Origin of the sequence: Variovorax beijingensis, assembly GCF_007828835.1 — a bacterium.
In the GTDB taxonomy this organism is placed as follows: domain Bacteria; phylum Pseudomonadota; class Gammaproteobacteria; order Burkholderiales; family Burkholderiaceae_C; genus Variovorax; species Variovorax beijingensis_A.
Window position 1 is genome coordinate 860,001 of record NZ_VIVL01000001.1, and the last position, 25,800, is coordinate 885,800.

The 25,800-nt window shown below is 65.9% G+C and carries 22 protein-coding genes and 2 rRNA genes; 9 read left to right on the forward strand and 15 right to left on the reverse strand.

Annotated features, from left to right (window positions below; all coding sequences use genetic code 11):
- The first annotated feature begins 25 nt into the window (after positions 1–25).
- Both FB547_RS04160 and rrf read left to right on the forward strand, forming a co-directional pair.
- Positions 26–2,898 (forward strand): 23S ribosomal RNA (locus FB547_RS04160).
- A 128-nt stretch (positions 2,899–3,026) separates the two neighbouring features.
- Positions 3,027–3,139, forward strand: a 5S ribosomal RNA gene (gene rrf, locus FB547_RS04165).
- Between the two features lie 110 nt (positions 3,140–3,249).
- On the opposite strand, the gene FB547_RS04170 is transcribed toward rrf, so the two are convergent.
- The 5 genes from FB547_RS04170 to hppD form a co-directional block, all read right to left on the reverse strand.
- Positions 3,250–4,179, reverse strand: a complete 930-nt coding sequence (locus FB547_RS04170; RefSeq protein ID WP_145739862.1) for an MBL fold metallo-hydrolase — start codon at positions 4,177–4,179, stop codon at positions 3,250–3,252.
- Positions 4,180–5,871, reverse strand: coding sequence for an AMP-binding protein (locus tag FB547_RS04175; protein ID WP_145739864.1), 1,692 nt, complete (start codon positions 5,869–5,871; stop codon positions 4,180–4,182).
- Positions 5,872–6,016: 145 nt separating this feature from the next.
- The gene (gene phhA, locus FB547_RS04180; protein WP_145739866.1) at positions 6,017–6,895 is read right to left on the reverse strand and encodes a phenylalanine 4-monooxygenase; all 879 of its coding nucleotides are present in this window, start codon (positions 6,893–6,895) and stop codon (positions 6,017–6,019) included.
- Between the two features lie 17 nt (positions 6,896–6,912).
- Complete coding sequence (locus FB547_RS04185; protein WP_145739868.1) at positions 6,913–7,713, reverse strand: transporter substrate-binding domain-containing protein; 801 nt, start codon at positions 7,711–7,713, stop codon at positions 6,913–6,915.
- Positions 7,714–7,741: 28 nt separating this feature from the next.
- Positions 7,742–8,869 carry a 4-hydroxyphenylpyruvate dioxygenase gene (hppD, locus tag FB547_RS04190; RefSeq protein WP_145739870.1) on the reverse strand — a complete coding sequence of 376 codons (1,128 nt, stop codon included), beginning with the start codon at positions 8,867–8,869 and terminating at the stop codon, positions 7,742–7,744.
- Positions 8,870–9,026: 157 nt separating this feature from the next.
- Here hppD and FB547_RS04195 point away from each other — a divergent pair, with 157 nt between their 5' ends.
- The 4 genes from FB547_RS04195 to lnt all read left to right on the forward strand — a co-directional run bounded on the left by FB547_RS04195 (position 9,027) and on the right by lnt (position 12,895).
- On the forward strand, positions 9,027–9,500 hold the full coding sequence (locus FB547_RS04195) for an Lrp/AsnC family transcriptional regulator (protein WP_028254383.1): 474 nt from the start codon (positions 9,027–9,029) through the stop codon (positions 9,498–9,500).
- A gap of 109 nt (positions 9,501–9,609) precedes the next feature.
- Entirely contained in the window at positions 9,610–10,338 is a 729-nt protein-coding gene (locus FB547_RS04200; RefSeq protein WP_145739872.1) for a GNAT family N-acetyltransferase, read from the forward strand.
- 89 nt (positions 10,339–10,427) lie between these two features.
- Positions 10,428–11,306 carry an HlyC/CorC family transporter gene (locus tag FB547_RS04205; protein ID WP_015867524.1) on the forward strand — a complete coding sequence of 293 codons (879 nt, stop codon included), beginning with the start codon at positions 10,428–10,430 and terminating at the stop codon, positions 11,304–11,306.
- Positions 11,306–12,895 (forward strand): apolipoprotein N-acyltransferase, encoded by a 1,590-nt coding sequence (gene lnt / locus FB547_RS04210; protein WP_145739874.1) that lies wholly within the window; start codon positions 11,306–11,308, stop codon positions 12,893–12,895. Before FB547_RS04205 ends, lnt begins: the two co-directional genes overlap by 1 nt.
- Before the next feature lie 21 nt (positions 12,896–12,916).
- On the opposite strand, the gene FB547_RS04215 is transcribed toward lnt, so the two are convergent.
- The 8 genes from FB547_RS04215 to FB547_RS04250 form a co-directional block, all read right to left on the reverse strand.
- Complete coding sequence (locus FB547_RS04215) at positions 12,917–14,290, reverse strand: FAD-binding oxidoreductase (protein WP_145739876.1); 1,374 nt, start codon at positions 14,288–14,290, stop codon at positions 12,917–12,919.
- Between the two features lie 11 nt (positions 14,291–14,301).
- Positions 14,302–15,105, reverse strand: coding sequence for an ABC transporter permease (locus FB547_RS04220; RefSeq protein WP_145739878.1), 804 nt, complete (start codon positions 15,103–15,105; stop codon positions 14,302–14,304).
- Entirely contained in the window at positions 15,102–15,932 is an 831-nt protein-coding gene (locus FB547_RS04225) for an ABC transporter ATP-binding protein (protein ID WP_145739880.1), read from the reverse strand. The genes FB547_RS04220 and FB547_RS04225 overlap by 4 nt, the downstream gene beginning before the upstream one ends.
- Positions 15,933–15,943: 11 nt before the next feature.
- Entirely contained in the window at positions 15,944–16,930 is a 987-nt protein-coding gene (locus tag FB547_RS04230; RefSeq protein WP_145739882.1) for an ABC transporter substrate-binding protein, read from the reverse strand.
- 73 nt (positions 16,931–17,003) lie between these two features.
- Entirely contained in the window at positions 17,004–17,867 is an 864-nt protein-coding gene (locus FB547_RS04235; protein WP_145739884.1) for a creatininase family protein, read from the reverse strand.
- A gap of 15 nt (positions 17,868–17,882) precedes the next feature.
- Positions 17,883–19,157: an amidohydrolase family protein gene (locus FB547_RS04240; protein ID WP_145739886.1), complete on the reverse strand. Its 1,275-nt coding sequence runs from the start codon at positions 19,155–19,157 to the stop codon at positions 17,883–17,885.
- Positions 19,154–19,741 carry an NAD(P)H-dependent oxidoreductase gene (locus FB547_RS04245; protein WP_145739891.1) on the reverse strand — a complete coding sequence of 196 codons (588 nt, stop codon included), beginning with the start codon at positions 19,739–19,741 and terminating at the stop codon, positions 19,154–19,156. The genes FB547_RS04240 and FB547_RS04245 overlap by 4 nt, the downstream gene beginning before the upstream one ends.
- Before the next feature lie 102 nt (positions 19,742–19,843).
- The gene (locus FB547_RS04250) at positions 19,844–21,067 is read right to left on the reverse strand and encodes an MFS transporter (RefSeq protein ID WP_145739893.1); all 1,224 of its coding nucleotides are present in this window, start codon (positions 21,065–21,067) and stop codon (positions 19,844–19,846) included.
- A 110-nt stretch (positions 21,068–21,177) separates the two neighbouring features.
- On the opposite strand from FB547_RS04250, the gene FB547_RS04255 reads away from it, so the two are divergent.
- Positions 21,178–22,119: a LysR family transcriptional regulator gene (locus FB547_RS04255; RefSeq protein WP_145739895.1), complete on the forward strand. Its 942-nt coding sequence runs from the start codon at positions 21,178–21,180 to the stop codon at positions 22,117–22,119.
- Between the two features lie 19 nt (positions 22,120–22,138).
- On the opposite strand, the gene FB547_RS04260 is transcribed toward FB547_RS04255, so the two are convergent.
- A complete protein-coding gene (locus FB547_RS04260; protein ID WP_145739896.1) occupies positions 22,139–22,996 on the reverse strand; it encodes a hypothetical protein in 858 nt (285 codons plus the stop codon).
- Between the two features lie 121 nt (positions 22,997–23,117).
- Here FB547_RS04260 and FB547_RS04265 point away from each other — a divergent pair, with 121 nt between their 5' ends.
- Complete coding sequence (locus FB547_RS04265) at positions 23,118–23,837, forward strand: carbonic anhydrase (RefSeq protein ID WP_145739898.1); 720 nt, start codon at positions 23,118–23,120, stop codon at positions 23,835–23,837.
- On the opposite strand, the gene FB547_RS04270 is transcribed toward FB547_RS04265, so the two are convergent.
- A complete protein-coding gene (locus FB547_RS04270; protein ID WP_186454105.1) occupies positions 23,824–24,534 on the reverse strand; it encodes a TetR family transcriptional regulator C-terminal domain-containing protein in 711 nt (236 codons plus the stop codon). The two genes, FB547_RS04265 and FB547_RS04270, sit on opposite strands and share 14 nt — an antisense overlap.
- A 154-nt stretch (positions 24,535–24,688) precedes the next feature.
- Between FB547_RS04270 and FB547_RS04275 the strand changes: the two genes are divergently transcribed.
- Entirely contained in the window at positions 24,689–25,759 is a 1,071-nt protein-coding gene (locus FB547_RS04275; protein ID WP_145739900.1) for an asparaginase, read from the forward strand.
- Positions 25,760–25,800: the final 41 nt, after the last annotated feature.

Genomic DNA, 25,800 nt, shown 5'->3' on the forward strand with positions numbered 1-25,800 from the left:
TTCGCAAGAAACGTCAAAGTTATAGGGTCAAGTGAATAAGAGCACGTGGTGGATGCCTTGGCGATGATAGGCGACGAAGGACGTGATAGCCTGCGATAAGCTTCGGGGAGCTGGCAAATTAGCTTTGATCCGGAGATTTCCGAATGGGGAAACCCACCGAAAGGTATCGCATGATGAATACATAGTCATGCGAGGCGAACCGGGTGAACTGAAACATCTCAGTAGCTCGAGGAAAAGACATCAACCGAGATTCCGAAAGTAGTGGCGAGCGAAATCGGAGAAGCCTGTTAGTGATAGCACAAGACATAACGGAACAGCTTGGAAAGGCTGGCCATAGCGGGTGATAGCCCCGTACGTGAAATGACCTGTGTGGTACTGAGCTAACGACAAGTAGGGCGGGACACGAGAAATCCTGTCTGAATATGGGGGGACCATCCTCCAAGGCTAAATACTCATCATCGACCGATAGTGAACTAGTACCGTGAGGGAAAGGCGAAAAGAACCCCGGGAGGGGAGTGAAATAGATCCTGAAACCGCGTGCTTACAAAAAGTAGGAGCCTCGTAAGGGGTGACTGCGTACCTTTTGTATAATGGGTCAGCGACTTACATTCAGTGGCAAGGTTAACCGAATAGGGAAGCCGTAGAGAAATCGAGTCCGAATAGGGCGATCAGTCGCTGGGTGTAGACCCGAAACCAAGTGATCTATCCATGGCCAGGATGAAGGTGCCGTAACAGGTACTGGAGGTCCGAACCGACTAGTGTTGCAAAACTAGCGGATGAGCTGTGGATAGGGGTGAAAGGCTAAACAAACTTGGAAATAGCTGGTTCTCTCCGAAAACTATTTAGGTAGTGCCTCAAGTATTACCTTCGGGGGTAGAGCACTGTTTTGGCTAGGGGGTCATGGCGACTTACCAAACCAAGGCAAACTCCGAATACCGAAGAGTACAGCTTGGGAGACAGAGCACCGGGTGCTAACGTCCGGACTCAAGAGGGAAACAACCCAGACCGCCAGCTAAGGTCCCTAAAATTGGCTAAGTGGGAAACGAAGTGGGAAGGCTAAAACAGTCAGGATGTTGGCTTAGAAGCAGCCATCATTTAAAGAAAGCGTAATAGCTCACTGATCGAGTCGTCCTGCGCGGAAGATGTAACGGGGCTAAGCCAGTTACCGAAGCTGCGGATTTGCAATTTATTGCAAGTGGTAGGAGAGCGTTCTGTAAGCCTGTGAAGGTGCGTTGTAAAGCGTGCTGGAGGTATCAGAAGTGCGAATGCTGACATGAGTAGCGTTAAAGGGGGTGAAAAGCCCCCTCGCCGTAAGCGCAAGGTTTTCTACGCAACGTTCATCGGCGTAGAGTGAGTCGGCCCCTAAGGCGAGGCAGAGATGCGTAGCTGATGGGAAACAGGTCAATATTCCTGTACCGATATATAGTGCGATGTGGGGACGGATCTTAATAGGTCATCCGGGTGTTGGATATCCCGGTTTAGTTGGATGTAGGCGTGCATTAGGCAAATCCGGTGCACATATACCGAGGCCAACGATCGAGCGAGCTTGCTCGCGAAGTGACTGAACGAGGTTCCAGGAAAAGCCACTAAGCTTCAGCTATATACGACCGTACCGCAAACCGACACTGGTGCGCGAGATGAGTATTCTAAGGCGCTTGAGAGAACTCAGGAGAAGGAACTCGGCAAATTGACACCGTAACTTCGGAAGAAGGTGTGCCCTATTAGTGTGTAGTGAACAACGAAGCATGAATGGGTTGCAAAAAATCGGTGGCTGCGACTGTTTATTAAAAACACAGCACTCTGCAAACACGAAAGTGGACGTATAGGGTGTGACGCCTGCCCGGTGCTGGAAGATTAAATGATGGGGTGCAAGCTCTTGATTGAAGTCCCAGTAAACGGCGGCCGTAACTATAACGGTCCTAAGGTAGCGAAATTCCTTGTCGGGTAAGTTCCGACCTGCACGAATGGCGTAACGATGGCCACACTGTCTCCTCCTGAGACTCAGCGAAGTTGAAATGTTTGTGATGATGCAATCTCCCCGCGGAAAGACGGAAAGACCCCATGAACCTTTACTGTAGCTTTGTATTGGACTTTGAACAGATCTGTGTAGGATAGGTGGGAGGCTTTGAAGCAGGGTCGCTAGATCTTGTGGAGCCAACGTTGAAATACCACCCTGGTGTGTTTGAGGTTCTAACCTAGGTCCATTATCTGGATCGGGGACAGTGCATGGTAGGCAGTTTGACTGGGGCGGTCTCCTCCCAAAGCGTAACGGAGGAGTTCGAAGGTACGCTAGTTACGGTCGGACATCGTGACGATAGTGCAATGGCATAAGCGTGCTTAACTGCGAGACTGACAAGTCGAGCAGATGCGAAAGCAGGACATAGTGATCCGGTGGTTCTGTATGGAAGGGCCATCGCTCAACGGATAAAAGGTACTCTGGGGATAACAGGCTGATACCGCCCAAGAGTTCATATCGACGGCGGTGTTTGGCACCTCGATGTCGGCTCATCTCATCCTGGGGCTGTAGCCGGTCCCAAGGGTATGGCTGTTCGCCATTTAAAGAGGTACGTGAGCTGGGTTTAAAACGTCGTGAGACAGTTTGGTCCCTATCTTCCGTGGGCGCTGCAGATTTGAGGAAGCCTGCTCCTAGTACGAGAGGACCGGAGTGGACACACCTCTGGTGTATCGGTTGTCACGCCAGTGGCATTGCCGAGGTGCTAAGTGTGGAAGAGATAACCGCTGAAAGCATCTAAGCGGGAAACTCGTTTCAAGATGAGATCTGCCGGGGCCTTGAGCCCCCTAAAGAGTCGTTCAAGACCAGGACGTTGATAGGTCAGGTGTGGAAGCGCAGTAATGCGTTAAGCTAACTGATACTAATTGCTCGTGCGGCTTGACCCTATAACTTTGATCAATCAGATCAAGGTGTTATGCCAAGTTGACGCATTCAAAATAATTCGCCAAAAGCTGATTCCAAACTCTATGAATTCGTTTGCCTGATCATGTGATCAGACAGACAACAAGTTATGCCTGATGACCATAGCGACGTGGTACCACTCCTTCCCATCCCGAACAGGACAGTGAAACGCGTCAGCGCCGATGATAGTGCGGGTTCCCGTGTGAAAGTAGGTCATCGTCAGGCTCTTACAGCCAGGAAAAGCCCAACACGGTGTGTTGGGCTTTTTTCTTTGCAGCCTTAAAAAAGCGCGTCATCTTTCGGTGACGCGCTTTTTTTATTCCAGCGGACAAAGATCAGATATTGCGGATGCCTGAGGAGTCCATCTCCGCCGCCCCTGCGCCGATCAGCTCGTGCAAGACGTCTCCGGCCAACTGCGCCAATTCCGCATCGGCAAAGAAGCGCGAACGAACGATATCCAGATACGGCGTGCTGCGAACCCAGGCTTCCCAGTTCTCAAGGGCAATGGACTGCACCTCCAGCAGCTTGAACTTCATCAGCACCTTGATGGCGTGCCGCGCGTGCTTCACGGGATCGCGCTGAAGACCCTCGAGTCGGCGGCGCGCCGTGGCCAGGGCTTTGTCGACATCACTGAAGACCGGGCCGTGGCCGGGGATTACCTGCAGCGGCCCCAGCGCCTCGATCCGATCCAGCGTCGCAGCCATATCGCCGAACGCCGGTTCGCCCGCAAGCTCAGGAAAGGCAACGCCAAAGCCGTTCTCCCACAGGGCATCCGCCGAGATCAGCATCCGTGAAGCGGGATCGAAGAGGATGATCGAGTGGGGATCGTGGCCAGGCGCGCCATGCACCTGCCACGGACTGTCGCCGAGCATGCATTCGGTCCCAGGCTGCAAGAGCCCCGTGAACCGGAACCGCGGGCAGATCTGTCCCGTCGCTAGAAAACTCAGCCCGCGCTCATCCCACCGCTCCACCAATGCCGCCTCGCCGGGTGGAATGTCCGTCCGGATCGCGGGGTAGCGCTGCTGCAGCGCCGCGTTGCCGCCGCAATGGTCGCTGTGCAGATGCGTATTCACGATGCGGTCGAGCGGCCTGCCGCCCAGCGCGGATTCGACCAGTGCAAGTGTCTGATCGGCATGCGTGCTGTACCCGGTGTCGACCAGCGCGGTCTCGCCGGCCCCAATGAACAGGATGTTGTTCGACGACAGCCAGCCGCGCTCGAAGACCAGGAGATTCGCCGGCAGCCCGGCCGCGGCGAGCTCCTTCATTCAGGCGCCCGCGCTGGTGCGCAACTCGCGCCGCAGGATCTTCCCGACATTGGTCTTCGGCAGCGAGTCGCGGAATTCGATGTGCTTGGGCCGCTTGTAGCCGGTGAGTTGTCCATTGCAGTATTGCAGCACGGCCTCTTCGGTGAGCGCCGCGTCCTTGCGCACGACGAAGACCTTGATCGCCTCGCCCTGCTTTTCGTCCGGCACACCGACGGCCGCGCATTCGACGACGCCAGGACAGAGCGAAATCACGTTCTCCAGTTCGTTCGGAAAGACGTTGAAGCCGCTCACCAGGATCATGTCCTTCTTGCGGTCGACGATGCGGCTGTAGCCGTCCTCCTGCATGACGGCAATGTCGCCCGTGCGCATGAAACCATCGGCGGTGAAGGCGGCCGCGGTTTCGGCGGGCTGGTTGTAGTAGCCGGTCATGACGTTGGGCCCCCTGATGCAAAGCTCGCCCGGCGTACCGATGGGCAGGGAGTTGCCTTCGTCGTCCTTGATGGCGATCTCGATGCTCGGCAGCGGCAAGCCGATGGTGCCTGTGAAGCTGGTGTTCGACACCGGATTGTTGGTGCCGATCGCGCAGGTCTCGCTCATGCCCCAGCCTTCGATCATCGGGCAGCCGGTGGCCTCGAACCAGCGCCGCGCTGTGCCTTCGGAGGCGGCCATACCGCCCGCCTGCGAGACGAACAGCGTGGAGAAGTCGATCGACTTGAACTCGGGATGCATCAACAGCGCATTGAAGAGCGTGTTCACTGCGGGCAGCATGTGGAAGGGGCGCTTCTTGAGTACTGCGATGAACTTGTCGAAATCGCGCGGATTGGGGATCAGTGTCATGTGCGAGCCCTGGCGGATGACCAGGAGGCAGAGCGTGAGCGCGAAGATGTGATACAGCGGCAGCGCCGCGATGCTGTTGACCTTGGCCAGGTCGCCCGCCCGCGACAGCGCCGGCGTGAACCAGGCCTCCGCCTGCAGCGTGGCCGCGACGATGTTGCGGTGGGTCAGCACCGCGCCCTTGGACAGGCCCGTCGTGCCGCCGGTGTACTGCAGGAAGGCGATCGAATCGAGCGTGCTCTGGTCCGGCGCCAGGGCGCGTCCGCGTCCCTCCTCGATGACCTTGGAGAAAGGCGTGACGCTGCGGCCGTTGCCCAGGGGCAGCTTGTACGGCGGCACCATCTTCGCCAGGTGGCGGACCGCCACCGTGATCCAGGCGCCATAGAGCCCGCCGAGCAGGTCGCCCATCGAAGTGACGACCACGTGCTTGACGGGCGTGCGCTCGATCACCTGTTCCAGCGTTGCGGCGAAGTTCTCGAGGATGACGATGGCCGTGGCGCCCGAATCTTTGAGCTGGTGCTCGAGTTCGCGCGCCGTGTAGAGCGGATTGACGTTGACGCAGATATAGCCGGCGCGGAGCACGCCGCACATCGTGACAGCGAACTGGGGCACATTGGGCAGCATGATGGCGACCCGTGCGCCGGGCTCGAGGCCCAGCGACTGCAGCCATGCGCCCAGGGCCGTCGACAGGGCGTCGAGCTCGCGATAGGACATCCAGCGTTCCATGCAGACCGAGAACGGCCGATCGGCATAGCGGGCGAAGGCCTCGTCGAACATGTGGGGCAGGGACCGGTACTGCCCGGGGTCGATCTCGTGCGGCACGCCGGCCGGGTAGTTCTGTCGCGCGGATGTCTGCATGCAAGCTCCTTTTGCGCGGATTGTGGGAGCCAGACACATCTGGCCGCCAGCGGGCTTGTCCTAGGAGCGGTGCATGCGCTGTCGCGCATGCGATAGCGCGCGGCAGCGCATGCTTGCCGCGGCAGTCAGGTTTTGGGGAACGACTTCAGGCCTGGCCGGACTCGCCCGGCAACAGCACTCCGGCCGGAATGTCGGGCAATGCGTCGAGCGCCTGGTAGAGCGGCGTGAAGTCGGGTGCCGTGAGGTCGAAGAGCTGCGCGAAGCTCTCGATCACGAAGTAGTTGCTCTGGTAGGTGTCGATCTTGTAGCGCGTGCGCATGGTGCGCAGCAAGTCGAGCGGCAGCCGGTGCGGCTCGCCGCTGCGCACGGCATGCTGCAGTTCGCCGACGGAGCTCAGGATGCCGGCGCCGTATGCGCGCAGGCCGTCCGGCTGCCGGATCAGGCCGAACTCGACCGTGTACCAGTACAGCCGCGCGAGCTTTTCGCCCGCGCCGAGCTCGTGCGCCTTGATGCCCCCCTGGCCATAGCGCTGCACGTAGTCGGCAAAGACCGGGTCGAACAGCATCGGCACATGGCCGAACAGGTCGTGAAACACGTCGGGCTCGACGATGTAGTTGAACTCCTCCGGCTTGCGGATCCAGTCGGTCACCGGAAACTTGCGGTTCGCAAGCAAGCTGAAGAACGGCAGCTCGGGAATCAGCCCCGGCACCGCGACGATCTCCCAGCCGGTGGCGCGGTGCAGCCGCTCGTTGATTTCCTCGAAGCGCGGGATGCGGTCCTTCACGCCCAGCAAGGGCAGCGCCTTGATGAATGCATCGCAGGCCAGGCCCGGCAGCTGCGCAGCCTGCCGCTCGTAGAGCCGCTTGTAGGTCTCGTGGTCGGCCGGCGTGTAGCTGGCCCAGTCCTGCGGGCAGGTGTAGTCGGCAAGCACCGCCCCGCCGCGCGAGTAGTCGCCGCGCGGCGGACGGTCCGAGGCGCCGTAGACGGCGGGCGTGGCGACAGCGGCTGCTGCAGGGGTGTCCATAAGAATGCTCTCTCTGATTACTTGAGCCAGCGGTCCATCACCCGCTGGAAGTCGCCGCCGGCTTTCTGCAGGTGCAGCCATTGGTCGACGTACGCCTTGAAGGCCACATCGTCGCGCGGCAGCATCCAGGCCATTTCGCCGTATTGCAGCGGCTTGTCGGGATTGATCGCGCACAGGCCCGGCTTGAGCTTCTGCTGCGTGATGGCCTCGGCGGATTCGGTCACGAACACGTCGGCGCGGTTGGACAGGATCTCGTCGAAGATCGTCACGTTCTCGCCGTGCAGCGTGAGCCTGGCCTGCTTGAAGTTGGCGCGCGCAAAGCGCTCGTTGCTGCCGCCCGGATTGAAGATCACCCGCGTGGAAGGCTTGTCGATGTCGGCCACGCTCTGGTATTTGGCGACGTCGGCGCAGCGCGCAATGGGCGCCTTGCCGTTCACCATGTAGGGCGCGCTGAAGAAGGCGCGCTTTTGCCGGTCGGTGGTCACGGAAACGCCGCCCACGGCGATGTCGCACTTGCCGGCGCTGAGGTCGGGCAGCAGGTTGGCCCAGGTGGTCTTGACCCACTCGGGCTTCGCGCCGAGGCTGGCGCTGAAGCCCGTCATGAGATCGACGTCGATGCCCTCGAACGTGCCGTCGGCCTTCTGGAAGCTGAAGGGCTTGTAGTCGCCCGGCGTGCAGATGCGCAGCGCCGCCGCCTTCTGCACCGTGTCGAGGTGCGAGCCTGCCGCGGGGGTGGCCGGCGCCATGGCGCAGCCCGAAAGAAGAACAACGGCGGCTGCCGCGGTGAGGGTCAAGCCGATCGAGAACGTGCTGCGCATGGAGGCTCCTGGCCAGTGAAAAAGGCGCTTATTTTGCGGCCGACAGCACGCCGCGGCGCATCTGGTCGAGCTCGATGCTTTCGAACAGCGCCTTGAAGTTGCCGTTGCCGAAGCCGTCGTCGCCCTTGCGCTGGATGAACTCGAAGAAGATCGGGCCGAGCTGGTTCTCGCTGAAGATCTGCAGCAGCAGCGCGTCCTTCTTGCCATCGATCAGGATCTTGCGCTTCTGCAGCTCGGCCACGCTTTCGCCGTGGCCGGGAATGCGCTTGTCGACCAGCTCATAGTAGGTGTCGATGGTGTCGAGCAGCTTGACGCCGTTGGCGCGCAGCGCGTCGACCGTCTCGTACAGGTTGTCCGAGCCCATCGCGATGTGCTGGATGCCTTCGCCGTGGTACATGTCCAGGTACTCCTGGATCTGGCCGGCCTGCTCCTTGCCCTCCTCATTGATGGGGATGCGGATCTTGCCGCAGGGGCTGGTCATGGCCTTGCTCTTCACGCCGGTCACCTGGCCTTCGATGTCGAAGTACTTGATCTCGCGGAAGTTGAAGAGCTTCTCGTAGAAGCCGGCCCACACGTTCATGCGGCCGCGGTACACGTTGTGCGTGAGGTGGTCGATGTAGGTCAGGCCGTTGCCCTTGGGCGCCAGCGCATCCTGCGAGGCCACGCCCGGCAGCGGCTCGAAGTCGACGTCGTAGAAGCCGATGTTGCCGATGTCGCCCGGCTTCGCGCCGTTCTTGCCGGGCCAGCGGTCGACCAGGTAGATCAGGCTGTCGCCGATGCCCTTGATAGCGGGAATGTTCAGTTCGCCCGGACCCGCCTTGTCGGCAAAGCCCCAGGCGCCGAGCGAGATCGCGCGCTCGTAGGCCTGCTTGGCGTCCTGCACGCGGAAGGCGATGGCGCAGACGCTCGGGCCGTGTTCGCGCGCAAAGCGCTGCGCGAACGAATCGGGCTCGGCGTTGACGATGAAATTGATCGTGCCCTGGCGGTACAGCAGCACGTTCTTGTGGCGGTGCCGTGCCACGGCCTTGAAGCCCATGCGCTCGAACACCTTGCCCATCGCGACCGGATCCGGTGCCGCGTACTCGATGAATTCGAAGCCGTCGGTTCCCATGGGGTTCTCCCAAGGCGTGAAGGCGGGGGCGTCGGTGTGGCTCATGTGTGAGGTCTCCAGAAGTGGGGTTCGAATGAATGAGAGAGCGAACGAATGGGCGAAAACGGCCAGTGCTGCACTGTAGAGCGGATGCCACTCACGTTTTCTGCATTATTGGGCGCCGAGAAGAGACGTGGCGCAATAAAACTGCGAAAATGGAGAAATGGAAGCACTCGACAAGATTGATAGGCTAATTTTGCGCACGCTGCAAGCAGACGGGCGCGCCACCTACGACCAGATCGCCGAGCAGGTCAGCCTTTCTCCCAGCGCCGTGCTTCGGCGCGTCAAGCGGCTGGAGGAGAGCGGGGTCATCGACCGCTACGTCGCGCTCGTGCGCCCTGAAGTCATCGGCCTGGGCCTGACGGCCTATCTCAATGTGCGCCTCGAAAAGCACACCGAAACCCACAAGCGCAACCCGATGGACCTGTTCCGCGCCAGCGTGCAGACCTGGCCCGAAGTGGTCGAGTGCGCCGCCCTCACCGGCGACATGGACTACCTGCTGCGCGTGGTGGTCGCCGACATGGGGCACTACAGCCGCTTCATCATGGACACCCTGCTCAAGCACCCCAGCGTGGAAGATTGCAAGACCAGTTTCGTGCTGGACCGTGTCAAGGCCACAACAGCCGTGCCGGTTTAGCCACCCAATGGTTGCGTGAACGACACGCTCTCTGGTACTGGTTCACAAATGTCGCCAGAAAGTACCCCTGCAATCTTGGTGTTTAAGGGAAAACCCTTATATTTGAGCCATGCTTACCGCCAAGACCCTCCTGAAGGCGTCTCTCGGCCTCGGCTCTTTCCTGAAGGCGCCGATGGTTGAGGCGCAACCACGCGCGGCCTCCTCGCCGCCACCCGTCATGGTGCCGATCCGCTCGATCGGCCCGCGCGAGCGCGACCGCATCGCGCAGCACCTGCTGGCACTCACGCCGCACGACCGCTACCTGCGCTTCGGCTATGCCGCGGGCGACGAGCAGGTGCAGCGCTACGTCGACGGGCTCGATTTCGAGCGCGACGAGCTCTTCGGCATCTACAACCGCCGGCTCGACCTGATCGCCCTGGCCCACCTGGCGTTCGCGCCGGACGAGCAGCACAGCGACTGCGCCGAATTCGGCGTGTCGGTGGCCGCGCACGCGCGCGGCCGCGGCTACGGGGCCCGCCTGTTCGAGCGCGCCGTGGTCGTGGCGCGCAACGAAGGCGTGGGCATGCTGTTCATCCATGCGCTGAGCGAAAACGCCGCCATGCTGAAGATCGCCCGCAACGCCGGTGCCACCGTGGTGCGCAGCGGCTCGGAATCGGAGGCGCACCTGCAGCTGCCGAGCGCCACCTTCGACAGCCGCATGAGCGAAATCGCGCTCGAGCAGTACGCGGCGGTCGACTACCACCTCAAGACCCGCGCCAAGCAGTTCTGGGCCTTCCTGGCCAGCCTGCAGGAAGTGCGCAGCGGCATGCGGGACGCGCGCAGCAAATCCGCGCCCTGAGTACCCGGAAACGGCTTGTGACGGCCGTGCGGTAGAGCCTGTCATGCGCAATCCGGTATCCTTGTATCTCTTCAACTACGCCTCCCGCAGTGGCCGACCCTCACCCTGAACGCGCACCCGTCGAACGGGAAGACAAGCGCGGCTTTCTCCAGAAGCTGGCCGAATTCATCCATCCCGGTCCCGACTCGCGCGACGAGCTGATCGAAACCCTCGCGGATGCCGAGGACAACGAGGTGATCGGCGCCGAGTCGCGCGTCATGCTCGAGGGCGTGCTGCGCATGGCCGACATGACGGCCGGCGACGTGATGGTCGCGGCCCCGCGCATGGACCTGGTGAACATCGACGCGCCCTTCGACGCGCTGCTGCACCTGGTCATCGACACCGCGCACTCGCGCTTCCCGGTGTACGAGGGCGAGAAGGAAAACATCATCGGCATCCTGCTCGCGAAGGACCTGCTCAAGCTGCAGCGCGCGCCGGGGCTCAACATCCGCGCGCTGCTGCGGCCCGCGACCTTCATCCCCGAGAGCAAGGGCCTGAACGACCTGCTGCGCGAGTTCCGCGGCAACCGCAACCACCTGGCCATCGTGATCGACGAGTTCGGCCGCGTGGCCGGCCTCATCACCATCGAGGACGTGCTCGAGCAGATCGTCGGCGAGATCGAGGACGAGTTCGACATTGCCGAGGACGAGGGCGACATCTTCGGCCTGGCCGACCACACCTACCGCGTCTCGGGCGACACGCCGATCGAGCGCGTGGCCGAGGCCTTCGGCATCGTCTTCGACGAAGAACAGCTGAGCGAAGACTTCGACACCATCGGCGGGCTCATCGCGCACGAGATGGGCCACGTGCCCAAGCGCGGCGAGCACCACGCGATCGGCGGCTTCGACTTCGTGGTGCTGCACACCAAGGGCGGGGCCGTGCGCTGGTTCAAGGTGTCCCCGGCCCGCGGCAGCGACGCGGCCGACTGATGCCGCTGCCGGCAGCGGCCACGCTGCGCACCTCACCCGCCTTTTCCGCCGTGGGCCTGCTGCGCCTGCTGGGCTTTGCCTTCGCGGGCCTCGCGCAGGCCGCGGCCATTGCCTGGCCCGCGAACGGCCGGCCGCTGTGGTGGCTGCAGCTCTTTTCGCTGGCCGTGCTCGTCGGCCTGCTGGACTGGCTGCGCGCCGAAGGTGCGGGCTGGCGCCGCGCCGGGCTGCATGGTTGGCTCTTCTCGACCGCCTGGCTCACGGGCAGCTTCTGGTGGCTCTTCATCTCGATGCACACCTACGGCGGGCTGGCGGCGCCGCTCGCGGCCATTGCGGTGCTGCTGCTGGCGGCCGCGCTCGGGCTGTATTACGCAGCGGCCTGCGCCTGGTTCGTGGTTCGCGGGCCGCGCGGGCCGGTGGCCGGCGCGGTGGTGTTCGCCGCGCTGTGGACGCTGGCCGAGCTCGTGCGCGGCAGCTGGTTCACCGGCTTTCCCTGGGGCGCGGGTGGCTATGCGCATGTCGAGGGGCCGCTGGCGGCCTGGGCGCCGTGGATCGGCGTGTACGGCATTGGCGCCGTTGCCGCGCTCGTGGCGGCGCTTGTCGCCCTGACCCGGCCCGCGCGCAGCATCGTGTTCGCGCAGGCCCTGGTGCTTGTCGCTGCCGGATTCGCCACGCCGCATCTCGTGGCACCGCTTTCCGGAGATGTGCAGGGCGCCAAGGGGTCGAGCGGCAAGCTGCAGCTCGCACTGCTGCAGGGCAACATCCCGCAAGACGAAAAATTCATTCCCGGCGGCGGCATCGACCTGGCGCTGCGCTGGTATGGCGAACAGCTGCGCGATGCCAAGGCCTCGCTCGTGGTGACGCCCGAGACCGCATTGCCGCTGCTGCCGCAGCAACTGCCCGCGGGCTACCTGGAGGCCATCCAGTCGCGCTACAGCCAAGGCTCGCAGGCCGCGATCGTCGGCCTGCCGCTGGGCGGCCAGGGCACCTACAGCAACGCGGTGCTTGGCTTCCAGCCCGGCGCGGCGCAGCCCTACCGCTACAGCAAGCACCACCTCGTTCCGTTCGGCGAATTCATTCCGCCGGGTTTTCGCTGGTTCATCCGCATGATGAACATCCCGCTCGGCGACTTTGCGCGCGGCGGCCTGGCGCAGGCGCCCTTTGCCTGGCAGGGCCAGCGCATTGCGCCGAACATCTGCTACGAAGACCTGTTCGGCGACGAGATCGGCGCCAACTTCAAGGACCAGGCCACGGCGCCGACCATCCTGCTCAACGTGAGCAACATCGCGTGGTTCGGCAACTCGGTGGCCATCGACCAGCACCTGGCCATCTCGCGCATGCGCTCGCTCGAATTCGCGCGGCCGATGGTGCGGGCCACCAACACCGGCGCCACGGTGGTGATCGATGCAGAAGGCCGCGTCACGCACCAGCTGCCGCGCCTTACGCGCGGCGTGCTCGAGGCCTCGGTCGAAGGCCGCACGGGGCTCACGCCCTATGCGCGCTGGGTGGCGCCCTTCGGGCTGTGGCCGATCTGGATCGCGGCGATTGCCGTGGTGGCCATCGCCTTCGTGCTGCGCCGCCGCCGGGGCTGACCCGGCGGCGCCACTTGATCGTCAGGCTGTCGCCGGCACGGCCTTCACGGGCCAGTCGCGCAGCTTGCCCGGGTTCAGCAGGCCCAGCGGGTCGAAGCGCTTCTTCATCTCGATGACCTCGGGCGGCAGCGGTCCCCCCGCCTTGCCGTCTTCCACGATGTTCACGTGCGGATTGTTGATGTGCACGCCGTGTGCGCGGTGAATGTCGATGATCTCCGCGAGCCGCTCCTCGGTGCTGAAGCGCACCAGCTGGAGCCCGCTGCAGGTCATGAGCCCGGCCACGTTGCGGATGAACTCGGTGTGCATCAGCACCTCGCCGCCGAACAATTGCTCCATTTCGATGATCTGCTCGACGTGCCGGCCCGGCACGAAGCCGCTCTGCAGGTAGGTGAGCGTCGGGTCGACCTTCAGCGCATGCAGCGTGGTGTGGTTCCAGGTGAATTCCATCAGCGTGCGGTTGCTCTTCTGCACCTCGGCCGCGGTCCTGCGGTAGCTCGCCGTGCCGCCGTGCGCCTCGGCCAGCTGCAGCATCGCCGGCTCGCAGGATTCGGCCACCAGCGACAGCACCGTGTGGCAGCCTTTGGGCAGGTGTGCCGCAAGCTGTGCCAGGTGGTCCGGAATCGGCGCGGCGAAGAAGGCGATCTCCCGCTTCACGATGCCCGGCGCATTCGCGAGCTTGTCGGCGAAGTGCAGCGCGTCCGCAAAATTGTCGAAGCTCACCAGCGTCTCGAGCCAGGGATGCGCGGGCGCGAGTGCGATCTCCAGCTCCAGCACCAGGCCGTTGGTGCCCCAGAGGTGGTGCATGCGCATGGCCTCGGCGCCGCGCAGCTCGACCATCTGCGGCTCGGGCTCGATGGTCATCGCGCGGATGCCGAGCACGTTGCCGGGCGCACCCAGCGGCCCGTAGTTGATGGAACCCACGCCGCCGAAGCCGCCGCCGAACAGGCCGCCGAGCGTGGCGCTGCGGTAGGTGGAGGGCATGCTGCGCATCTCCTGGCCCGAGGGCCTGGTCTGCTTCTCGAGTTCGCCCAGGCGGATGCCGGCCTGCGCACGGGCCACGCCGGGCTTCACCCACAGGAAGGCGTTGTAGCCCGTCATGTCGAGCACCACGCCGCCCGCGAGCGGCGTGGTCTGGCCGTAGTTGCCGGTGCCGCTGCCGCGCAGGGTGATCGGCACGCCGCGGCGCGCGCAGGCGCCGACCACCGCGCGGATCTCGTCCTCGGTGCGCGGACGCACGGCCACGTCGGCGCGCTTGTCCTTCAGCTGGCGGTTCAGCACGGGGCTGAACCACGAGAAGTCCTGCGACAGGCGCGTGACGCGGCCCTCGTCGGTGATCCAGTCGAGCTCGGGCAGTTCGAGCAGCAGCTGTTCGATGGCGGAAATGGAAGCATTCATGGTCAAGGTTTTCAATCCTGGGAAAGTTCGCTCGCGTGCCACGAGCCCAGGGCCAGCCTGGTGAGCCAGGCCATCAGCACGAAGAGCGCGACGCCGGTCAGCGAGATCAAGAGCAAGGCCGCGAACATGCGCGGAATGTTGAGCTGGAAGCCGGCCTGGAGGATCTGGTAGGCCAGCCCCGCGCCGGAGCCGCCGGTGCCGGCCACGAACTCGGCCACCACCGCGCCGATCAGCGCCAGGCCGCTCGAGATTCGAAGTCCGCCAAAGAAGTACGGCAGCGCGCTCGGAATGCGCAGCCGCACCAGCTGCTGCCAGCGCGTCGCGCGGTTGAGCTTGAAGTAGCTCTGCAGGTCGGGGTCGATGCTGCGCAGGCCGAGCGTGGTGTTGCTGATGATCGGGAACAGCGCCACCAGCGCGGCGCACACTGTCATCGCCGCCACCGGGTTCTTCACCCAGATGATGATGAGCGGCGCCACCGCCACGATGGGCGTCACCTGCAGCAGCACCGCATACGGAAAGAGCGCGGTCTCGATGCGCTTGCTCTGCACGAACAGGAACGAGATCAGCACCCCGGCCACGGTGGCCAGCAGGAAGGACAGCAGCGTGATCTTGAGCGTGACCAGCAATGCGTTGCCGAGTGGCGCCCAGTCGCTGACGAGCGTCTGCACCATGAGGAAGGGCGAGGGCACCAGGTAGGGCGGCAGCTCCAAGGCCACCACCATCCACTGCCACAGCGCAACCAGCACCACGCCGATGAGCACGGGGTAGAGCACGCGCTGCACGCGCGGCTGGCTCAGGAGGGGCGGGCTCTTCATCGTGCGTGCTCCTCGTCGGCCTGGCTGGCGCGCAGCAGGCTGTCCTGCAGGCGCCGGGCGTGGCGCGCGAATTCCGGCGTCACCATGAAGTCGGGCGTGCGCGGGTAGGGCTCGTCGATGTGGAACTGTTCCACCACGCGGCCCGGCCGCGCGGCCATCATCACCACGCGGGTCGACAGGAACACCGCCTCGTGGATCGAGTGCGTCACGAAGATCACCGTGAGCTTCTTCTTGCGCCAGAGGTCGAGCAGGTCGGCGTCGAGCTTGTGGCGCGTGATCTCGTCGAGCGCGCCGAAGGGCTCGTCCATCAGCAGCAGGTCGGGCTGCGTGACGAGGCCGCGCGCGATCGACACGCGCATCTGCATGCCGCCCGAGAGCGCGCGCGGCAATGCATCGGCAAACTTCTCGAGCCCCACCAGCGCGAGCGATTCCATCACCCGCGCATCGGCCTCCTTGCGCGGCACGCCGGCCAGGTCGAGCGGCAGCCGCACGTTGGTACGCACGCTGGCCCACGGCATCAGCGTGGCCGACTGAAAGACGAAAGACAGCTTGTGCGGGCAGCTGTGGATCTCCGCCACAGGCTTGCGCCACACGAGCAGCCGCCCGTCGCTCGGCTCGAGCATGCCCGCCACCATCTTGAGCAGCGTGCTCTTGCCGCAGCCCGAAGGCCCGAGCAGCGTGACGAACTCGCCTTCGGCGATCGACAGGTCCACCGGCAGCAGCGCCTGCGTGCCGTTGGGATAGGTCTTCTCGGCCGAGAGCACTTCCACCGCGGGCACGGCAGGCACCGCGGGCGGCGCGAGGGTGTGGGGTTCGATGCGGTTCATGGATGGATGGCTCAGGGCAAAACCTTGGCGTCCTTCACGAACTCGGTGGTGTAGGTCTTGGCCAGCTCCACCTTCGCCGGGTCGAGCAGCTTGGCGGCGACGAGGAAGTCGTAGCTCGCCTTGGAACGTGCATCGGTGATCACGCCGATGCCGAGCTTGGCCGCATCGCCGCCGGTGACCATGCCCATTTCCTTGAGCTTGGCCACGCTGTAGGCCAGCTGGTCGTCGGTCATGTTGGGGTTGTCCTTCTTGATCAGCGCATTGGCGGGCGCCGGGTCGGCGAGGTAGCTCTTCCAGCCCTCGGCCGATGCCTTCACGAAGGCTTCCACCTGCTTGCTGCGGTCCTTGACGGTCTTTTCCATGCACGACACCGTGGTGGCGTAAGCCGGGAAGCCGTGGTCGCTGAACATCAGCACCGTGCTCTTCACGCCGGCCTTCTGGATCGCGTAGGGCTCCGAGGTCAGGTAGCCCTGCTGCGCGGTGTTCTTGTCGGCCACGAAGGGCTGGATGTTGAAGGTGTAGGGGCGCGTCTGTTCGTCGGTGAAGCCGAACTTGGCCTTGAGCCAGGGCCAGTAGCCGCGGTTGGCCTGCGCGCCGATCAGCAGCGTCTTGCCCTTGAGGTCCTCGAACTTCTTGACGTCGTCGTGCGCGATCAGCACCTGCGGGTCCTTCTGGAAGAAGGCCGCCACGTTGACCACCGGCACGCCGCCTTCGCGCACCTGCATCATCTGGATGTCGCTCGAACCCATGATGCAGTCGGCCTGGCCCGCGGCCATCATCTGCGTGATGTTGACCTGCGGGCCGCCCATCTTGATGGTCACGTCGAGGCCGTGCTTCTTGTAGATGCCCAGCGCCACCGCCTGGTAGAAGCCGCCGTGCTCGGCCTGCGCGTACCAGTTGGTCATGTAGGTGAACTTGTCTTGTGCCTGGGCCGGTGCGGCAGCGGCGAACAGTGCGAGCGCGGCGGCGCCGGCCATGGAAAGAGCGAAGGAGCGCATGGTGTGAACCTCTCGAAGGCTGGTGAAGGAAGGGGTGGAAGAACGGCGATGAAGCGGATGCAAGTAGCGCGCCTCAGGCGGCCTCGAACGACTGCTGGATGAAGCCCTGCTGGTGGCCGCGCTCCCAGGTGGCTTCCTCGCGCACGACCCAGCGCAGCGCATGCAGCTCGGTCAGCGCCTGTGCCCAGCTGCCTGCGAGCGTGTCCAGGATCTCTTCGCCCTGTTCGCGCGTGGCCGTGGTCGGGTCGCCGATCACACCGCTCGGGCCGAAGTCGCGCGCGGTCCAGGCGCAGGCCGGGCGGCCATCGGCCGACAGCAGCTTGATCGGAAACGGCGGCGGAAAGTTGGCGACGGCGCGTTCCATGTGCACCGTCTCGGGCGCGAGCGCGAGCATCAGTGCGGTCTCGGAATGGCCGGCATGCATCGCGAGCTTCTTCTCCTGCTCGCTCACCTGCTTGCTGGCCGCGCTCGGCAGGCGCGACACGCCATGCGGCACCACCACGAAGTCGCCATGCCGCAGCCGCAGTTCGCGCGCCGCCATCTCCAGCACCTGCGGCTGGCCGCCATGGCCGTTGGCGAACAGCAGCTTGCGAAAGCCCGCGCGGTAGACCGACTCGCCGATCTCGGTCACGGTCGACAGGAGCGTGGTGCCGGTCAGCGTCATGGTGCCCGGAAAGTGCAGGTGCTCTTCCGACTTGCCATAGGTGATGGTGGGCAGCGCGAAGGCACGCACCTCGGCGGGCAGCTTCTCGAGCGCCTTGCCCATCACGCCCGAGGCGATCACGCTGTCGACCGAGCAGGGCAGGTGCGGGCCGTGCTGCTCGATGGCGCCGCAGGGCAGCACGATGACCGTGTTCTCGCGGTCGGGCAGCGCGGCGATTTCGGTCCAGCTCAGGTAGGGCAGGAAGCGGTGGGGCGGGATGTAGCCGTGGAGCATGGGGGTCCTTGTTTGTCAGCGGGGAAGGAAGGGCGCCGCATCGCCATGTGTGACGCGGCCGTCGCGCAGCACCACGCGGGTGGCGCTGCGCGACGGCCAGCCATGGCGGTCGGCCTGGGTGAACAGCACGAGGTCGGCCTTGGCACCGGCCAGCGCGGGCGCCGCCGTGGCGGGGGCGCGCTGCAGCCAGTCGCCGCGGCACAGCGCCTGCGACCAGTCGTCGAAGGGATCGGCCAACTGCGCGGCGAGCGCGGCGGTGCCCAGCGCCTCGACCGGGTCGAAGCTGCCAAGGCGGCAGAACGGGTCTTGCACGTTGTCGCTTGCGAACAGCAGCGGGATGCCGCGCTTGCGCGCTTCCTTCACCAGCGTGAGGCCGCGCAGGCGCGGCGTGCGGCCCGTCACCGCGTCCTGCAGCAGCAGGTTGGTGGCGGGCAGCGAGACGATGGTGATCGGCGCGCTTGCGACGGCATCGAGCGTGGCAAGGGCCTCGGCCTCGGGCTGGGCGGCCAGCGCGCAGACGTGGCCGCAGACCACGCGGCCCTCGAAGCCGATCTCGCGCAGGATGCGGGCGGTGGTTTGCAGGCCGACCGCCGCGGAATTCAGTTCTTCATCGACGTGCAGGTCGACGTCCAGATCGCAGGCCTGCGCCGCCACCAGCAGGTTGCGCAGCGCGTTCTCGCTCCAGTTGGTGGAGTGCACGAAACCGCCGAGCAGCGCATGCGGCCCCGTGGCCTTCACCTGCCTGGCGAGCCGCAGAGCCTGCGCCGCGTCCTCGAACAGCGGCAGCTTGATCAGGCTGACCTGCTCCAGCCGCACCCTGCCGGCCCATTCCTGCGCGAGCTCGGCCATCACGGGCCAGGCCAGCGGCACCGCATCGGGCTCCCACCAGTCGACATGCGTGCGCAGCTGCGTGGTGCCGCATTCCCAGGCCCACTGCAGGCCGCGTGCGGCGCGCTCGTGCACATCGGCGGACGTCCAGTGCACGCGGTCGGCCAGCATCGCATCGATGGCGCCGAGCAGGCCGGGCTGCACCTTTTTCATGCGCGGCAGCGTGAAGGCCTTGTCCAGGTGCGTGTGGGCGTCGACGAAGCCCGGCAGCACGAGCGTGCCGGCCAGGTCCCACGCTTCGGGGGAGGACCCGTCCTGGCCGGAAGCAGGCCGCAGCGACTGCACGCGCCCGGCCTCGAGCGCAATGCGCGCCAGCACCGGCACGCCGTCGCGCTCGGGCCAGCCGGCCGGCAGCAGCCAGCGCGGCAGGCACGCGTTGTCGAGCAGGGCGGGCGTCTTCATGCGAAACGCGCCATTGCAGCGCCGACCCGTGCCATGAAACGCTTGAGCTGGGGCTCGGTCGCCACGTTCATGTGGTAGTGGGCGTGGTAGTCCACCTTGGCGCGCCGGCCCGTGAGCCGCAGCATGTAGCGCGTGACGATCTTGCGCGGCGGATCGCCCATGTACCAGGCCATCCAGCGCGGCCGCCCGTAGGTGACCACGGCGCTGATGCGCCGGATGTGCGTGAGCATCGGCTTCACGTGGGCCGGGTCGCTGATGTCGAAGGCCACCCCCGGCATGAAGAGCCGGTCGAAGTAGCCCTTGAGCATCGCGGGCAGGCCGAAACACCAGGTCGGAAAGCAGAACACGAGGCCCTCGGCCCACTGCAGCCGCTCCACGTAGGGCTTGAGCGGCAGCTGGTTGGCCGGCACCTCGTGATAGCCGAGCCGCTCCTCGCGCGAGAGCACCGGATCGAAGCCCTCGGCATACAGATCGCAGTCGTCCACCTCGTGCCCGGCCGCGCGCAGGTTCTTCAGCACCTCCTGGTGCAGGGCGGCGTGAAAGCTGGTTTCGACCGGATGGCAGTAGACGACGAGCACGCGCATGAATTTGACCGCTTAATCAGAGCAAGTGGTCAGGTTATGCAAGCGACGTGCCAGTCCGGATGCACCGGACTGGGGAGCGGGCGCTGCCCGCGGCAGTGGCGGCTACGCGGCCTTGCGCGGCCAGAGCCGCACCGCGAGCGCGGCGGCAGCCGTGCCAGTCGCGAGCCCTGTCACTCCGGCCCAGCCCCACTGCGCGAGCGCCAGCGCACCCAGCGCCGAGCCGGCCGCCATGCCGGTGAACATGCTGGTGAACAGCACCGCATTGAGGCGGCTGCGCGCACCGGGCTCGATGCCGTAGACGATGGTCTGGTGCGCGATCAGCGCCGCCTGCATGCCCAGGTCGAAGCCGACCGCGGCCAGCGCCAGCAGCCAGAGCTGCGCATGCGGCGCCATCAGCGGCGCCAGGCCCATGGCCGCGAACGACACCACCACCAGCCCGGCACCCAGGCGCGTCACCAGCTCCGGCCCGCGGCGGTCGGCCAGCCGGCCGGCCAGCGGCGCCGCCAGCGCGCCGGCCGCGCCGGCCAGGCCGAAGGCGCCCGCGGCCGCGCTGCCCAGATGGAAAGGCGCGCCGTGCAGCATCACGGCCAGCGTCGACCAGAAGGCGCTGAATCCCACCGCCAGCAGCGCCTGGGCCAGCGCGGCGCGGCGCAGTGCGCTGTGGCGCGACCACAGCGTGCCCAGCGAGCCCAGCAGCGCGGCATAGGCCAGGTGCGTGGTCGGCCGGAAGCGCGGCAGCCCGCGCCAGGCGGCCGCGCCGATGAGCGCGATGCTGGCCGCGGCCGCGATGAACATCGCGCGCCAGCCGAAGTGCTCGGCCACGAAGCCGCTCACCACGCGCGACAGCAGAATGCCCAGCAGCAGCCCCGTCATCACCGTGCCGACCGTCTTGCCGCGCGTGGCCTCGGGCGCCAGCGTGGCGGCCGCGGGCACGATGTCCTGCGCCATCGTGGCCGCCAGGCCGATGGCCAGGCTGGCCGCGAGCAGCACGCCGATCGACGGCGCGGCGCCGGCCACCAGCAGCGCGGCGCACAGCGCGGCCGCCTTGGCCAGCACGATGCGGCGCCGGTCGAAGCGGTCGCCCAGCGGCGCCAGCAGCAGGATGCCGAGCGCGTAGCCCAGCTGCGTGAGCGTGGGAACGAGTCCCACCGAGCGGGGGGAGGCGCCGATGTCGGCGCCCAGCACGCCGAGCATCGGCTGGGCGTAGTAGAGCGAAGCCGCCGACAGGCCCGCGCCCATGGCCAGCAGCAGGACCAGCGAGGCCGGCAGGCCGCGTCCCTCGGGCGCAGCGCCCGTCGCTGCATGCGTGATCTGAATGGAAGACATGGTGTTAACCCTTGAATATCGAGCGAGGGTTGAAATGTGCATCTGAGAAGCTTGGCTTGGTAGCTCCGCGGATCGCACAATGTACATACGCTACACGCATAAAGAAGGCCATGCCGACTCCCTCCCCCGCCGCCGACCGCATCGAGCTGATGCAGACCTTCGTCCACATCGTCGAGGCCGGCAGCCTCTCGGCCGCCGCGCTCCAGATGGGTGCGACGCAGCCCACCGTGAGCCGCCGCCTTCAGGCACTGGAGCGCTCGCTGGGCGTGCGGCTGCTGCGCCGGTCCACGCACGCCATGAAGCTCACCGAGGACGGCGAGCGCTGCTACGAGCGCGCCCGGGAGCTGCTCGCCGACTGGCACGCCTTCGAGGCCGACCTGCGCGGCGTGGGCGACGAGCCCGAGGGCACGCTGCGCGTGGTGGTGCCGCATGCAATGGGCCAGCTGATGCTGGTCGGGCCGCTGGCCGACTACCTTCGCGCCTATCCGCGGGTGGCCGTCGAATGGCTGCTGAACGACCGCCGGCCCGACTTCATTGCCGAAGGCGTCGACTGCGCCATCCAGGTCGGCGAAGTGACCGACACCATGGCGGTGGCCATCAAGCTGTCCGAAGTGCCGCGCGTGGTGGTCGCCGCGCCCTCGGTGCTGGCCGGACGGGCGCCGCCCGCGCATGCGTCGGAGCTGGCCGAACTGCCGTGGCTCGCACTGCGCACCTTCTATCGCAACGAGGTGCTGCTCACGCACCGGCCGAGCGGCGAGATCGCGCGGGTGCCGATCCGCCCGCGCATGAGCACCGACAGCCTCTATGCGCTGCAAAGCGCGGCCCGCATGGGCCTGGGCGCCTGCGCGGGCTCGGCCTGGCTCCTGAACGAGGACATTGCCGCCGGCCGGCTGGTGCAGCTCGTGCCGCAATGGCATGTGGCGCCGCTGCCGGTGTACCTGATCTATCCGCCGTCGCGCTTCCAGCCTGCGCGGCTGCGCCGCTTCATCGAGAGCATGCGGCTCGCGCTGGCCGACCCGGCGGGCCGCGCCTGGGAAGCGGGCGCGGCCTGAAAAAGGGCCGGGTGCGGCCTCAGCCGGCCCGCCGCGCCGCATGCGCGGCATCGGCGAACCACGACAGGAAGTGCAGCAGCCAGCTCGTCGCTTCGTCCAGGAAGCGCGGCGTGAGCCGCACCTGCGCGCGCCCCGCGTCATGCGCCAGGTGGCCCGCCTCCGTCGCCTCCTTCAGCAGGCCGCGCACGTGCGAGTGCGACAAGCCCAGTCCCTCGGCGAGTTCGCGGGCGCGCAGCGGGAAGGCCGCCGGGGGCGAGCCTGCCACCGGGTTGGCCTTGAAATGGTCGCGCAGCAGCAGCATCGCGACCCGGCCGCCCCCGTCGCGCTCGTCGAACCAGCTCCAGCCGCCGAAGCGGCCGCGGTGCAGCGCCACCTGGTCCAGGATGGTGCCGGCGCGGCTCACGAAGGCCGAGAAAAAGGCGTCGTCGTCCATGAGCCTGCCGGCATGGCCGGCGCCCAGCAGGCCGAGCGCCTCGCAGCAGCGCAGGTGGTGCGCGATCCAGGCGCGCAGGCCGGCAACCAGCCGCTCCTGCGGCACCAGGTAGCGCACGCGGCGGTCGGCGGGATCGGCCTCGGCCGTCACCATGCCCGTGAGCCGCAGCACGGCGACAAAGCTGGCCAGCGTGCGCGTGCCGCGGCTCGCGTGGCGCTGCAGCAGCGCCAGCGTGGGGCGCTCGGCGCCTTCTTCCTTCCAGCGGTAGTGCTGCACCACGATGCGGCCCGCGGCGTGCGACTGCATGGCGCGGCCGAAGATCTTGTTGATGAGCCGTTCGCCCCAGTGCATGCGCACGATCGCATCGCAATAGAGCGCCACGGCGTTGGCGCGGGCCTCGTAGGAGATCGGAATCGCCAGCTCGGGCGGCGGCAGGAAATCCATGCAATGTTTGGACTTTGTTGTTCTCGATACAGAGCGTAACAATTCGTGCGCCTGTGCGAAAGCCCCGGCCTTCCTGCCGGGCGACCGGCGAGCTCAACACCCACCAAGAACGGAGTTCCCCATGTGTGATTGCCTACCTTCCGCCGCGGTGCCGGCAACCTCGCGCCGCCGGCTGCTGGGCGGCGCGGCCGCTTTCGCCGCCCTGGCGTCCGGCGCCGATGCATTCGCGGCCGACACGCCGCTGCCCGACAACCGCATCGGCGGCGATGCCGCGCTCCAGCGGTTGGTGCAGGGCAATCTGCGCTATGCGCAGGGCCGGCAGACGCAGCGCGATTTCAGTGTCGGCCGCGTGGCGCGCACCTCGGGCCAGAAGCCGTTCGCCGCGATCCTCGCCTGCGCGGATTCGCGCGTGGCGCCGGAACTGGCCTTCGACCAGGGCCCGGGCGATCTCTTCGTGGTGCGGCTGGCCGGCAACTTCGTCAACGACGATGCCATCGCCAGCATGGAATACGCGGCCAAGTTCCTCGACGTGCCGCTCATCATGGTGCTCGGCCACAGCAACTGCGGCGCCATCTCGGCCACCATCAAGGTGCTGCAGGAAAACGCCGTGCTGCCGGGGCACCTGCCCGGGCTGGTGGCGTCGATCCGGCCCGCCGTGGAGGCCGCGTCGCGCCGCGAGCCCGCCTCGCTGCTGCAAGCGGCCACCGAGCAGAACGTGCGCCAGAGCGTGGCGCGCCTGGCCACGTCGGCGCCCGTCCTCGGGGGCATGGCCTCCAGCGGCGCGGTCAAGATCGTCGGCGGAATCTACGACCTGGCGACCGGCCGGGTCAGCATGATCTGATGAAGGCCTGCGGCGAGGCCGGGCTGCCGATGCCGCAGCCGGCCAGCACGAAGGCCACGAGCTCGCGCGCAATCGGCTCGCGGTCGATCGGCGCATCGGGCGGCAGGCCGAGCATCACGCGCGTCTGGATCGCGTAGTCGGCGTAGCTCTGGGTCATGGCCCAGATGTGCATCAGCAGCAGGCGCGCATCGAGCGGGCGCATCTGCCCGCGCGCGATCCAGCCGTTGATGATGTCGACCTTTTTCTGCGTCCAGGCCTGCGCGTTGGGCCAGTAGCGGTCGAGGTTGCGGCCGCCGTCGAGCACTTCGCGCGTGAAGATGCGCGAGATCTCGGGATTGTCGAAGGCGTGGTCGAGCTTCTTGCGGATGTAGTCGCCCAGCACGGTGGCCGGGTCGCTGGCGTCCTCGAACGAGAACACCACCTTCCAGGCATGCAGCACCTGCATCAGCAGCTCCTCGTAGAGCTCTTCCTTGCCGGCGATGTAGTAGTGCAGCTGGGGCTTGGTGAGGCCGGCGCGCGCGGCGATGGCCTGGGTGGAGGTGCCCTTCAGGCCATGCAGGCTGAACTCGGCCACGGCCGCGGTGCGGATCGCCGCCATGATGCGCTCGCGCCCCGGCCGCGCGCGCGACAGCGGGCCGTCGGGGGCGGGCATTTCCTGGGCGGTGCTTGGGGACAGGGCGGCGGGATCGGCGTTCATGGGATGGCGGGTTTTGCGGCGGTGCGCCCGGCGATGGTAATCCTTGGCGCATGGCCGCATGCCATGCCGGCATGGAAGCGCAGGGCATGCGGGCACGGTTCATGTATCTTCTCGCCGCTTCCAGAAATTCGCGTTCCAACAAAGGAGTTCCTTCATGTACCTTTCCCCCCGTTTCCGCGCCTTCGCGGCCGGCGCCGCGCTGCTCGCAGCCAGCGCCCTGGCGCAAGCCCAGCAGGCGCTGCCCAATGTGGTGATCCTGGCCACCGGCGGCACCATTGCGGGTGCCGGTGCCTCGGCCGTCAACAGCGCCACCTACGCGGCGGCCAAGGTCGGCGTCGAAAAGCTGATCGCCGGCCTGCCCGAGCTCTCCAAGATCGCCAACGTGCGCGGCGAGCAGGTGTTCCAGGTCGCTTCCGAAAGCCTCACCAACGACAACCTGCTGACGCTCGCCAAGCGCGTCTCGGCGCTGTCGAAGCAGGCGGACGTCGACGGCATCGTCATCACCCACGGCACCGACACGCTGGAAGAAACCGCCTACTTCCTGACGCTCACCGTGCACACCAGCAAGCCGATCGTCGTGGTCGGCTCGATGCGCCCGGGCACGGCCCTGTCGGCCGACGGCGCGCTCAACCTGTACGACGCCGTGAGCGTGGCCGGCAGCAAGGACGCGGCGGGCAAGGGCGTGCTCGTGACGATGAACGACAACATCGACAGCGGCCGCGACGTGAGCAAGAACGTCAACATCAAGACCAGTGCCTTCTCGAGCCAGTGGGGCCCGCTCGGCATGGTGGTCGAGGGCAAGAACTACTGGTTCCGCGCGCCGGTCAAGCGCCACACCATGAACTCGGAGTTCGACATCGACAGCATCAATGCGCTGCCGCCGGTGGAGATTGCGATGGGCTACGAGGGCGTTTCGTCCATCGCCATCGACGCACTGGCCAAGAGCGGCGTGAAGGCGATCATCCATGGCGGCACGGGCAACGGCTCGGTGGCCAACCGGATCGTGCCCAACCTGCAGAAGGCGCGCACCGACGGCGCAATCATCATCCGCAGCTCGCGCGTGCCCGACGGCTTCGTGATCCGCAATGCCGAGCAGCCCGACGACAAGTACGACTGGGTGGTGGCGCACGACCTGCGTCCGCAGAAGGCGCGCATCCTGGCGATGGTGGCCTTGACCAAGACCTCCGACACCAAGGAACTCCAGCGCATCTTCTGGGAGTATTGACGCACCCCCGATGCGGCTCACTTCGTGTAGCCGCCTCCCCC